Origin of the sequence: Ancylobacter radicis (assembly GCF_018449475.1) — a bacterium.
In the GTDB taxonomy this organism is placed as follows: domain Bacteria; phylum Pseudomonadota; class Alphaproteobacteria; order Rhizobiales; family Xanthobacteraceae; genus Ancylobacter; species Ancylobacter radicis.
In genome coordinates this window covers 1-11,761 of the sequence record NZ_JAHCQH010000021.1, presented here as the reverse complement: position 1 = coordinate 11,761, position 11,761 = coordinate 1, and the positions used below count along the sequence as shown (strand labels likewise).

The following is an 11,761-nucleotide window of genomic DNA, read 5'->3' as shown; positions in this document are numbered from 1 at the left end:
CAATGAGGTGGCGAGCGCCAATGCCACGGAATCGCTCGGCCTCGGCAATGCGGTCTATGACGCGGCGCTCCAGCTCACGGCGGCGCAGGCGCCGAACGCCTTCGACCAGCTCTCGGGCGAGGTGCATGCCTCGACGCAGAGCCTGTTCATGGAACAGTCCTCGCTGATCCGCGGCGCGCTGAATGATCGCCTGCGGGCGGCGCAGGGCGGGGTCGGGGCCTCTTCCGGCCAGGTGGTGAATGTGATCGAGACGTCCTCGGGCGCGCTCGCCTATGCCGCGCCCTCTTCCGTGCAGGTCGCGGCCGATATGAGCATGCCGATGAAGGCGGCCCCCGCCTTGGCGGCGGTGGAACGCTTCGCGCTGTGGTCGACCGCCTTCGGCAATTGGGGCGAGATGGACGGCAATTCGAACGCCGCCGGCGTCTCCGATTCCACCGGCGGCTTCCTGATCGGCGCGGACACATTGGTCGGCGAGGGCTGGCGCCTCGGCGTGGCCGGCGGCTACAGCTACACCGACTTCTCGATTTCCGGCCGCAACTCCTCGGGCTCGAGCGACAACTGGCACATCGGCCTCTATGGCGGCAATGAATGGGGCCCGCTCGCGCTGCGCACGGGTCTGGCCTATACGTGGCAGGACATCTCGACCAACCGCTCGGTCGCCTTCACCGGCTATTCGGACAGCCTGTCGGCCGGTTACACTGCCGGCACGGTGCAGGCCTTCGGCGAACTCGGCTACCGGTTTGACGCCGCCGGCATCGCCTTCGAGCCCTTCGCCAACCTCTCTTATGTCAGCCTCGACCAGGACGGCTACACGGAAGAAGGCGGCGCTGCCGCGCTCACCGGCGACTCCCAGACCATGGACACGACCTTCACCACGCTGGGCCTGCGCCTCGCCAAGGAGATCGCGTTCGGCTCCACCGCGGCGACGCTGCGCGGGGCGATCGGCTGGCGGCACGCCTTCGGCGACATCGACCCGACGGTGACGCAGGCCTTTGCCGGCTCCGACGCCTTCACCATCACCGGCGCCCCGATCGCCGAGGACGCGGCGGTGCTGGAGGCCGGGCTCGACGTGCTGATCAGCGCGACCTCGACGCTGGGCATCGCCTATACCGGCCAATATGGCGACGGCGTCACCGAGAACGGCTTCAACGCACGGCTCACCGTCCGGTTCTGAGGCGGGGCGGTTCTGAGGCGGGCGGGTCGCCGCCCTTCCCTCCGGCTCGCACGGCGAACGCCCAAACGAAAACCGCCCCGCGGCGATGCGGGGCGGTTTCTTTTTCGGGGCCTCAGGCGGACTCGCGGCCCGGCAGTGGCCTTTACGCGGCGTCCACCAGCCGCTTCGCCGCCGTGAGCGTGTTCTGCAGCAGGCAGGCGATGGTCATCGGGCCGACGCCGCCCGGCACGGGGGTGATGGCGCCGGCGATGCCCTGCGCCTCGTCAAAGGCGATGTCGCCGACGAGGCGCGTGCCGCCGCCGGGCTTTTCCACCCGGTTGATGCCGACATCGATCACGGTGGCGCCCGGCTTGATCCATACGCCGCGGATCATTTCCGGCCGGCCGACCGCGCCGATCAGGATGTCGGCGCGCCGGCACACATCGGCGAGGTCGCGGGTGCGGGAATGGGCGATGGTGACGGTGCAGTCCTCGCGCAGCAGGAGCTGGGCGAGTGGTTTGCCGACGATGTTGGAGCGCCCGACCACCACCGCCTCCAGCCCGGCGAGGCTGCCGAGCTGGTCCTTCAGCAGCAGCACGCAGCCGAGCGGCGTGCAGGGCACCAGCGCCTCCAGCCCGACGGCGAGGCGGCCGGCATTGACCACATGAAAGCCGTCGACATCCTTTGCGGGGTCGATGGTGGCGAGCACCGCCTGCGCGTCGATATGGGCGGGCAGTGGCAATTGCACGAGAATGCCGTGCACAGTCGGGTCGGCGTTGAGCGTGCGCACCAGCGCGAGCACCACGTCCTGCGCGGTATCGGCCGGCAGCTTGTGCTCGATCGAGGCCATGCCGGCCTCCAGCGTCTGCTTGCCCTTGTTGCGGACATAGACCGCGCTGGCCGGGTCCTCGCCGACCAGCACTACGGCGAGGCCGGGCTTTACGCCGGTCGCGGCTTCAAAAGCGGCGACCTCGGTGGCGATGCGGCCGCGCAAGCCTTCCGCGAAGGCCTTGCCGTCGATCAGGCGGGTCTCGACCATTTTTTCCTCCAGCGCGGATCGCTTACGGCTTTGTCCTGCGTCCTTCGAGGCCCGGCAAGCCGGGCACCTCAGGATGACGGCGCGTTGCGCGCCTTCGTCATGCTGAGGAGCGGGGCAAGGCCCCGCGTCTCGAAGCACGCACGCATCCTCAGTCGCGCAACCTTTAGTCCCGGAAGACCACGGTCTTGTGGCCGTTGATCAGCACGCGGTCGTCGAGGTGCCAGGCGAGCGCGCGGGCGAGCACGCGGCGCTCGATGTCGCGGCCCTTGCGCACGAGATCCTCGGCCGAATCCTGATGGGTGATGCGCTCCACATCCTGCTCGATGATCGGACCCTCGTCGAGATCGGAGGTCACGTAATGGGCGGTGGCGCCGATCAGCTTCACGCCGCGCGCATGGGCCTGATGATAGGGCTTGGCGCCCTTGAAGCCGGGCAGGAAGGAGTGGTGGATGTTGATGCAGCGGCCCGACAGCTTGGCCGACAGCCCGTCCGACAGCACCTGCATGTAGCGGGCGAGCACCGCGATCTCGGCGCCGGACTTCTGGAACGTCTCCCAGAGCTGGGCTTCCTGCTCCATCTTGGTCTGCTTGGTGATGGGCAGATAATGGAAGGGGATGCCGTCGAAATCGAGATGCGCGTAGGTCTCTCGCGGGTAGTTGGCGATGATGCCGACAATGTCCATCGGGATTTCGCCAATGCGCCAGCGATAGAGCAGGTCGGCGAGGCAATGGTCGAATTTGGAGACCAGCAGCATCACCTTGCGCTTGGTGCCGCGCGGGCGCAGGCGCCAGTCGAAGGAGAATTTCTGCGCGATCTCCTCGAAATCGGCCTTCAGCGTCTCCAGCGAGCCGTCGCCGCCCGCGCGGTCGAACATGACGCGCATGAAGAAACGCCCGCTCTCGGTGTCGTCGAACTGCTGCGCTTCGAGGATGTTGCCGCCATGCTCGAACAGGAAGGTGGCGACGGCGGCGACGATGCCCGGACGGTCGGGGCAGGAGAGGGTGAGGACGCAGGGCGCGGTGGGTGTTGTCATCGGTTCTCTCGTCGAACGGCCAGCGGCGCGGCGGCGCGCTGCGCGGGCTTTTAAGGGAGATGCGGCGGAGTGGGAAGCGCGCGGCGCGCCGCGATCAACCTCGGACATCGAGGCGGAGGCCGTATTCCGCGCCGGAGGTGACGAGAAAGCGGCAGAATGCCGCGAGATAGGAGCGCAGCACGAGGAGGCGGAAACCCTCCGGCCCGGTGCGCCACAGCGTGACGCCGATATGGGCGAGCACGGTGGTGGCGGCGTCGCCCTCGCGGAATATGGCGGGGTCGAGGTCGATCAGCGCGCCCTTGGCGAGCAGCCAGCCGGCCTTGGGGCCGGCGAGGTCGAGCACGATATAGCCGTCCGACTGCTCGGTGACGGCGGCGAGCGGGCCGGCTGCCTCGCGCAGGTGCGTGGCGAGCGCGGCATCCTCCGCCAGCGCGATCCAGCGGCCCGGGCCCATGCCGATAAAGGCGGGCGCGGTGCCGCTGACGCGGGGGGCGTCGACGACGGGGGCGCCGAAGATCGCCGCCAGCCGTGCCGTCAGTGCCGGCGTCTGCCCCTTGCGGGCGGCGAGGGTGGCGAGGGCGAGGCCCTCGACGATGCGGGCGGTGGCGCCCGGCGTGCCCGGCCGGCCATAGTGCCCGGCCGGTGGCACGCGGTCGAAGGCGATGCCGGCGAGGGGATCATGTGTCGAATGCTCAGCCATCGGATCAACCACGCAGCCGCTCCCCTTCCGGGTCGATGAAGCCGGGCGAACAGACCTCGACCTCGAAGTCGTTGCCACGCACCGGATCGTAAGCCCGCACCCGCTCGCCGATGCGGGACGGGCCGTTCTTCAGGAAGCCGAGCCCGATCCAGTGGCCCAGATGCGGCGAATAGGCGACCGAGCTCATATAGCCCTCGTCATTCTCCACGCTGGCGACGGCGCCGGGGGTGAGGAAATGCGCCCCGGCGCGCAGGCGCTGCGCGGGGTCGACCGGCCTGAAGCCGATAAAGCTCGGCCGGTCGGGATCGGTGAGGCCGGGACGCGCGGCCATGACGCGGCCGATATAGTCCTTCTTGGTCGAGGCCATCCGCCCCATGCCGAGATCACCCGCCGTGGTCTGGCCGGTCAGCTCATTGCCGGAGACATGGCCCTTCTCGATGCGCAGCACGCCCAGCGCCTCGATGCCATAGGGGGTGATGCCGAACGCGGCGCCGGCGGTCATCAAGGCGTCGGCCAGCGCCGCGCCATGGCGGGCGGGCACGGCGATCTCATAGCCGAGCTCGCCGGAGAAGGAGAGGCGGAACAGGCGCGCGGGCACGCCGCCCATCACCGCGCCCTCGATGGCGCCCATGAAGGGCAGGCCTTCATTGGACACATCCACCCCGGCATCGACGATGCGGGCGAGCACGTCCCGCGCACGCGGGCCGGCCAACGCGATCTGCGCCCACTGGTCGGAGACCGAGGCAATCGTGACATCGAGTTCCGGCCACAGCACCTGCAGGCAGAATTCGAGGTGCTGATAGACCTTGGCCGCGTTCACCGTGGTGGTGGTCATCACATAATGCTCGGGTGACAGGCGGGCGGTGGTGCCGTCATCCATCACCATGCCGTCCTCGCGCAGCATCACGCCATAGCGCGCCTTGCCGACGCCGAGCTGGGCGAAGCCGTTGATGTAGACCCGGTCGAGGAAGGCGCCGACATCCGGGCCCTGCAGGTCGATCTTGCCGAAGGTCGAGACGTCGATCAGCCCGACCGCCGCGCGCACCGCCGTCACCTCGCGCGAGACGCTCTCCAGCCAGTCCTTCTCGCCGGGACGGGGGAAATACTGCGCGCGCAGCCACGCGCCGGTCTCGATGAACACCGCGCCCTGCGCCCGCGCCCATTCATGGGTCGGGGTGAGGCGGACGGGGCGGAAGTCCTTACCCCGGTGATGGCCGGCCAGCGCGCCGAGCGAGACCGGCGTGTAGGGCGGGCGGAAGATGGTGGTGCCGGTCTCGGCGATGCCCTGCCCGGTGAGGCTGGCCATGATGGCGAGGCCGGTGACGTTCGAGGTGCGGCCCTGATCGGTCGCCATGCCCAGCGTGGTGTAGCGCTTGAGATGCTCGACCGAGCGGAAGCCTTCCCTGTGGGCGATGGACACGTCCTTCGCCGTCACGTCGTTCTGGAGGTCGACAAAGGCCGGGCCGACCGACTCCGCCACATGCCAGAAGGCGGTGGCCGCGCCGGGCGTGTCCTGCGCCTTGGGCGCCTCGATCATCGGCGACGTGTGCCCGACATCGGCGGCGGCCTTCGCGCCGAGGGTGCGACCCTCGCGCAGCGCACCGCCAAGGCTGAACGTGCCGGCGGCCGCGCCCGCGACTTCGAGGCCGGGCGGGCAGGTGCCGGGCACGAAGGCGGCGAGCGCCTCATTCCACACCGGCTTGCCGCCATGGTGGCAGGTGAGATGCACCGAGGGCGACCAGCCGCCGGAGACGGCGAGCGTCTCCGTGGCGAAGCGCTCGCGGCGCCCGTTGGCGATTACATCGACATGGGTGAGCAGCTTGCCCTTGGTGCCGGTGATGCGGCCATCAAGCAGCGTGCGGATGCCGAGCGCGCCGGCCTCGCGGGTCAGCGCCGGGGCGACCTCGCGGCGCACATCGACGATTGTCGTGACGCGGGCGCCGGCCCGCTGCGCCTCGAAGGCGCCCCGCCAGGCGTCGTCATTGGTGGCGAAGACGACGGTGCTCGTGCCGGTCGCCACGCCGAAGCGGTTGGCATAGGCGCGCACGGCGCCGGCCAGCATCACGCCCGGCCGGTCATTGCCGCCGAACACGATGGGCCGCTCGGTCGCGCCGGCCGCCAGCACGGCGCGAGTGGCGACAATGCGCCAGAGCCGCTGGCGCGGCTGAAACGGGCCGGGGGTGGGCAGATGATCGGCGACACGCTCCAGCGCGCCATAGGTGCCGGCATCATAGACGCCGAACACCGTGGTGCGCGTCATCACCCGCACATTGGGCAGGCTGTCCAGTTCGGCGCGGAGGCGGGCGGCGAAGGCCGCGCCCGCCATGCCGTCCACTTCCAGCGCCTCGGCATTGAGCCGGCCGCCGGGCAGGAAGTCCTCATCGGCGAGGATGACGCGCGCCCCGGCGCGGCCGGCGGCGAGCGCCGCCATCAGCCCGGCCGGGCCGGCGCCGATGATGAGCACGTCGCAGAAGGTGGTGAGCTTCTCGTAGTGGTCGGGGTCCGCCTCGTCGGCGGCACGCCCGAGCCCGGCGGCGCGGCGGATCACCGGCTCGTAGAACTTTTCCCACAGCGCGGCCGGCCACATGAAGGTCTTGTAGTAGAAGCCGGCGCCGAGGAAGGGCGAGAGCAGCCCGTTGATGCTGAGAAGGTCGTGATCGAGCGAGGGCCAGCGGTTCTGGCTCGCCGCTTCCAGCCCGTCATAGAGCTCGGCGACGGTGGCGCGGCTGTTGGGCTCGCGCCGCGCGCCGGAGCGCAGTTCGACCAGCGCGTTGGGCTCCTCGACGCCGGCGGAGAAGATGCCGCGCGGGCGGTGATATTTGAAGGAGCGGCCGACAAGGCGCACATCGTTCGCCAGCAGCGCCGAGGCGAGCGTGTCGCCCTCATGGCCGCGATAGAGCGTGCCGTCGAAGGTGAAGGCCAGCGGGCGGGCGCGGTCGATCAGACCGCCGACGGGAAGGCGGCTCATGCGGGGTCTCCCGAGGTCGCCGCGCCGTCGCGCGCCAGCGTGGCGCCGCCGATCGCGTGGGTGCGGGTGTCGCGGGCGACCTTCACCCACTGGCGGCACCCTTGAGCGTGGTACCACCACTCCTCATGCGCCCCGGCCGGGTTGGTGCGCTGGTAGACGTAATCAAAGAAGCGGCCTTCCGCGTCCGGCGCGGCCGGGTCGGGTCGCGTCAGCGTGGCATCGCCGAGATAGGCGAATTCATGGGCGTCGCGCGCGCCGCAATAGGGGCAGGGAATGCGCATCAATGCAGGTTCGGCTGGGCGCCGACTCCCTTTTCGTCGATGAGGTGGCCGGTGCGGAAGCGGTCGAGGCGGAAGGCGGCGCCGACCTTGTGCGGCTCATCCTTCGCCAGCAGATGGGCGAAGCACCAGCCCGAGGCCGGGGTCGCCTTGAAGCCGCCATAGCACCAGCCGGCATTGAGATAGAGGCCGGGAATGGGCGTGTGGTCGATGATCGGCGAGCCGTCCATCGACATGTCCATGATGCCGCCCCACATGCGCAGGAGGCGCAGCCGGCCGATGCGCGGCATCAGCGCCATGCCGCCTTCCGCGACATCCTCCACCACCGGCAGATTGCCGCGCTGGGCGTAGGAGTTATAGCCGTCAATGTCGCCGCCGAAGACCAGGCCGCCCTTGTCGGACTGGCTGATGTAGAAATGCCCGGCGCCGAAGGTGATGACGCCGTCGACCATCGGCTTCAGCCCCTCCGAGACGAAAGCCTGCAGCACATGGCTTTCGATCGGCAGACGGGTGAGCCCGGCCTGCGCGGCGACGCGCGAGGTGGAGCCGGCGACCGCGAGGCCGACCTTCTTGGCGCGGATGGCGCCGCGCGTGGTCTCGACCCCGGTGATGGCCTCGCCCTCGCGGATGAAGCCGGTCACTTCGCAATTCTGGATGATGTCGACGCCGAGCCTGTCCGCCCCGCGGGCATAGCCCCACACCACCGCGTCATGCCGCGCGGTGCCGGCGCGGCGCTGCATCAGCCCGCCCTGGATGGGGAAGCGCGCATTGTCGAAATCGAGGAAGGGGTACATGGCGCGCACCCCCTCGCGGTCGAGCAGCTCGGAATCGGCGCCGTTCAGCCGCATGGCATTGCCGCGCCGTGCATAGGCGTCGCGCTGGGCGTCGGAATGGTAGAGGTTGAGGATGCCGCGCTGGCTGACCATCGCGTTGTAGTTCAGCTCCTGCTCCAGCCCCTCCCAGAGCTTCATCGACCATTCGTAGAACGGCTCATTGCCCGGCAGGAGATAGTTGGAGCGGATGATGGTGGTGTTCCGCCCGGCATTGCCGGAGCCGATAGTGCCCTTCTCGATCACCGCCACATTGCGGATGCCGTGGACGCGGGCGAGGTAATAGGCGGTCGCCAGCCCATGCCCGCCGCCGCCGACGATGATGACATCGTAAGCAGGCTTCGGCGCGGCATCGCGCCAGGCCGGTTTCCAGCCCTTCTGCCCGGTGAGGCCATTGGTGAGGAGGCTCAGGAAGGAATAGCGCATGGACGGCTCGCTGAACGGTTGATCCAGCTATAGTACGGACCGATTGCGCGGGTAATATAAGTTTGAGTTATAGTGAGGTTCATCCGGGCGCCGTCATCCTGAGGTGCGAGCGCAGCGAGCCTCGAAGGATGGAGGGCCGGGACATCCTTCGAGGCCCGGCGTGCCGCCGGGCACCTCAGGATGACGTTGTTCCCTTGGATGCGGGAAGAGGGACCACCCGAGGACCATCATGGCCGACACGCTTCCCTTCGACCTGCGCGCGCTGGAGATCTTCCTCGCCGTCTGCGACGCCGGCTCCATGGCGGAAGCGGCGCGGCGGATGGGGCTGACGCAGCCGGCGATCTCGCAGGCGGTGGCGGAGATGGAGCGACGCATCGGCGTGCAGCTTTTCGACCGCTCGGCCCGACCCCTCGCGCTCACCGGCGCGGGCGGCGCGCTGCGCCAGCGGGCAAGCGCGCTGCTCTCGGAAGCCCGGCAGATCGCCCCGCTGCTGCGCGAGGCCGAACATGCCCGCCTGCCGCTGTTGCGCGCCGGGCTGGTCGATTCGCTCTCGCGTGCGCTGATGGGGCCGCTGTCGCGGGCGCTGGGCGAGCGAGCCGAGCAGGTCTCGCTGCTGTCGGGCCTCACCGCCTCCCATGCCGGGGCGCTGCTGACCCGCCAGCTCGACCTACTGGTGGGGGCGGATGAGCTCGACGAGATCGAGGGGCTGGAGCGCTGGCCGCTGCTTTCCGAACCCTATGTGCTGCTGATGCCGTCCGACCAACCGACCCCGACGCGGGCGGGCGATCTGGAGGAACTGGCGCGGGCGCTGCCGCTGGTCCGCTATTCCGCCCGCTCCAAGACCGGCATGGAGATCGAGCGGCATCTGCGCCGCCTGCGGCTCGACCTGCCGCGCCCGCTGGAATTCGACACGCCCTATGGGGTGACGGCGGCGGTGGCGGACGGGGCGGGCTTCGCCATCACCACGCCGCTCTGTCTGGTGGAGGCGGGGCTGGCGCTGGACGGTCTCATCTGCCGTCCGCTGCCCGGTCCGGGCCTTGCGCGCCATCTCACGCTGATCGCCCGTCGGCAGGAATTGGGGCGCCTGCCGCGCGAGGTCGCCGCCTTCTGCCGCGAGCGGCTGGAGGCGTTGCGCCCGGCGGTGGTCGCGCTGGCCGGGGATGAGCTGGCGCGGGAGTTTCGGGTGGAGGGGTGAGGGGATTCGCTGTTGAGCGGCCGGGCGTCTCTCCTCCCACGCGCCGTCATGGCCGGACTTGATCCGGTCATCCACGTCTTCGGCCGGGTGCGGACGGCAAGAAAGTCATGGATCCCCGGGTCAAGCCCGTGGCTGCATCGGCTCCGACACTCGCGCGAGAGTGCGGGCGCGATGGGTAAGGTGATCGGCTTTGCAGGGCCTGTCTGTTTCCTGCGACACCCCAGTTAGCAATAGAGACGATGTCACCATGCGGCACGGCGTGCACTTCCCCACGCTTGGCACCCGGTGTGAGCACGAAACGGGTGACGAGTTGGCCGATGGCATAAATCGCCTCGCGACGATCTCGCCAATAGCGCCCTTAATTTGGGGCAGCTCGTGCTGGTCAGATTCGCGCGATGTCCGACGCTCCCGGTTGAGCCGGTTGGTCTCTTCTGCGAAAGCGCGCATGGCCTCTGCCGCCTTGTCCGGCGCCATGAGCCGGTTCTTCAGGCCGTTGACCACGCGCGCCTCAAGCTTGTCACGAGTGATGGTCCGGCTTTTGGTGCGGCCGGTCCCCATCAAGTGGCTGGTGCAGCAATAGCGGTCCTGGCCCCGGCGGACATAGGGTTGGTCACAGCACCCGCAGAACATCAAGCCGGATATCTCGCGTTCGCCGCGGATCGGCTCGCCTCGGACGTCGAGCTGCTTCACCACCCGATAGCCATAGGCATTGCCGCCACCGAGCTTGCCCGCCTCTACCCGGCCACGGATCCCCCGGTGGGTCTTGAGCGCCAGATCCTTCAGGAACAGCGCGTTCATCGTGCCCTTGAGGCCGACATGCAGTTTGCTGACCTCGCCCTCTGAGAGAGTGATGAGCCTGACCCCGGCAAAGCGCATGCGCTTATAGACGGCGGCGACATCCTCCTGGTTCCGGCTGATGCGGTCGAGTGCCCGGACAGCACGATGTCGAACCGGCCGTCCTGCATATCGGCCATGAGCTTCTGGATGCCGGCACGGATCAGTGAGGCGCCGGAGATGGCGCGATCGGTGTAGCCCTCGACGATGCTCCAGCCCTGCCGCTCGGCATAATCCCGGCTCTGGCGCAGTTGGTCTTCAATCGACGCATCACGCTGATTATCGGAGGAGTAGCGGGCATAGAGCGCAACGCATGTCATGGAAGCCTCCTGCGACCCTCGTCGGTCACGGCGATCTGGCCACAGCTGATTCAGCCGTTCAAGATCTGCCGGACGGCTCCCGGCCTAGCGAAGGGGGCTTCACCTTCAGCCCGACCTTATCATGCGGTCCTTCCGCCTCGAACATCTCGCGGGCCATGCGTCGACCAATCAGGCGGGCCAGCCTCGTGACGGACATATCGATCCGCCCCTTCCCCGTCGCGTGCCGGTCCAATCCACCGATCTTCCCGGCCGCTATCCGATCGCCACGTTTACGATAGTCGCGCATGTGCCCATCCGTTCCAGCGAATGGGCGACATTCGACGGGCTGCAGCAGCTACCGGAAAGGCCCTTTCGGCGGTCGTCGTTGCCTGGAGTGCAACGACTTGCACGAAGGCGAAGCAGTTCTGCTGCTTGCCGGTCGCGCAAGCGATGGAGGAGAGAAACGGCTTTGCGGAAATCCGCTTATACGGGCGCAATTAGGCAGATGGGCGGGATCCCGTCGGAGGCAGGAACAGGCGGCTTCCCGAGAGCCATCTGGTGCATAAGCGAACCTCCTGCGCGCAGGCTGATCCGCTGGCACCCGGTCGGGATCAACCAACCGCCCCGCATCGGCGCGGGGCGGTTTTGTTTTGAGGCGCGCTCTTACGGTCGGCCATCTGGCCGGCGGGGAGGCGTAGAGCCGCCCCCCGCCGCCGCCCCCTCAGAACCGCACGCTCAGCCGTGCGTTGAAGCCGTTCTCGGTGACGCCGTCGCCATATTGGCCGGTATAGGCGATACCCAGCGTCGAGGTCGCGCTGATCAGCACATCGAGCCCGGCCTCCAGCACCGCCGCGTCCTCGGCGATCGGCGCGCCGGTGACGGTGAAGGCGTCCGAGCCGGCAAAGGCCTGCGTCACCGTCGGGTCGATGTCGCCAAAGGCGTGCCGCCAGCCGATCGCCCCGCGCAGCGTCGCCGCGGTGGAACCGAACGCGATCTCCTTGGCGAG

12 protein-coding genes are annotated in these 11,761 nt (G+C 68.9%); 2 read left to right on the top strand and 10 right to left on the bottom strand.

Going from position 1 to position 11,761, the window contains the following annotated elements:
• A partial coding sequence (locus KIP89_RS16275) for an autotransporter outer membrane beta-barrel domain-containing protein (RefSeq protein WP_213756648.1) occupies positions 1–1,174 on the top strand: 1,174 nt, incomplete at its 5' end.
• Between the two features lie 142 nt (positions 1,175–1,316).
• Here KIP89_RS16275 and folD read toward each other — a convergent pair.
• From folD to KIP89_RS16245, 6 genes are all read right to left on the bottom strand, one after another.
• Entirely contained in the window at positions 1,317–2,192 is an 876-nt protein-coding gene (folD, locus tag KIP89_RS16270; protein WP_213756647.1) for a bifunctional methylenetetrahydrofolate dehydrogenase/methenyltetrahydrofolate cyclohydrolase FolD, read from the bottom strand.
• Positions 2,193–2,355: 163 nt separating this feature from the next.
• Entirely contained in the window at positions 2,356–3,225 is an 870-nt protein-coding gene (purU, locus tag KIP89_RS16265) for a formyltetrahydrofolate deformylase (protein WP_213756646.1), read from the bottom strand.
• Between the two features lie 94 nt (positions 3,226–3,319).
• Positions 3,320–3,925, bottom strand: a complete 606-nt coding sequence (locus KIP89_RS16260; RefSeq protein WP_213756645.1) for a sarcosine oxidase subunit gamma — start codon at positions 3,923–3,925, stop codon at positions 3,320–3,322.
• 4 nt (positions 3,926–3,929) lie between these two features.
• Positions 3,930–6,893, bottom strand: a complete 2,964-nt coding sequence (locus KIP89_RS16255; RefSeq protein WP_213756644.1) for a sarcosine oxidase subunit alpha family protein — start codon at positions 6,891–6,893, stop codon at positions 3,930–3,932.
• Positions 6,890–7,174 (bottom strand): sarcosine oxidase subunit delta, encoded by a 285-nt coding sequence (locus KIP89_RS16250; protein WP_213756643.1) that lies wholly within the window; start codon positions 7,172–7,174, stop codon positions 6,890–6,892. Before KIP89_RS16250 ends, KIP89_RS16255 begins: the two co-directional genes overlap by 4 nt.
• Entirely contained in the window at positions 7,174–8,427 is a 1,254-nt protein-coding gene (locus KIP89_RS16245; protein WP_213756642.1) for a sarcosine oxidase subunit beta family protein, read from the bottom strand. Before KIP89_RS16245 ends, KIP89_RS16250 begins: the two co-directional genes overlap by 1 nt.
• Before the next feature lie 229 nt (positions 8,428–8,656).
• Between KIP89_RS16245 and KIP89_RS16240 the strand changes: the two genes are divergently transcribed.
• A complete protein-coding gene (locus tag KIP89_RS16240) occupies positions 8,657–9,622 on the top strand; it encodes a LysR family transcriptional regulator (protein ID WP_213756641.1) in 966 nt (321 codons plus the stop codon).
• Positions 9,623–9,742: 120 nt separating this feature from the next.
• On the opposite strand, the gene KIP89_RS16235 is transcribed toward KIP89_RS16240, so the two are convergent.
• From KIP89_RS16235 to KIP89_RS20020, 4 genes are all read right to left on the bottom strand, one after another.
• On the bottom strand, positions 9,743–10,420 hold the full coding sequence (locus tag KIP89_RS16235; RefSeq protein WP_250152575.1) for a recombinase zinc ribbon domain-containing protein: 678 nt from the start codon (positions 10,418–10,420) through the stop codon (positions 9,743–9,745).
• Positions 10,417–10,776: a recombinase family protein gene (locus KIP89_RS19900; protein ID WP_250152574.1), complete on the bottom strand. Its 360-nt coding sequence runs from the start codon at positions 10,774–10,776 to the stop codon at positions 10,417–10,419. Before KIP89_RS19900 ends, KIP89_RS16235 begins: the two co-directional genes overlap by 4 nt.
• 58 nt (positions 10,777–10,834) lie before the next feature.
• Positions 10,835–11,062 carry a hypothetical protein gene (locus tag KIP89_RS16230; RefSeq protein WP_213756640.1) on the bottom strand — a complete coding sequence of 76 codons (228 nt, stop codon included), beginning with the start codon at positions 11,060–11,062 and terminating at the stop codon, positions 10,835–10,837.
• A gap of 414 nt (positions 11,063–11,476) precedes the next feature.
• Positions 11,477–11,761: autotransporter domain-containing protein (locus KIP89_RS20020; protein ID WP_213756639.1), on the bottom strand; the 285-nt coding region annotated here is incomplete at its 5' end.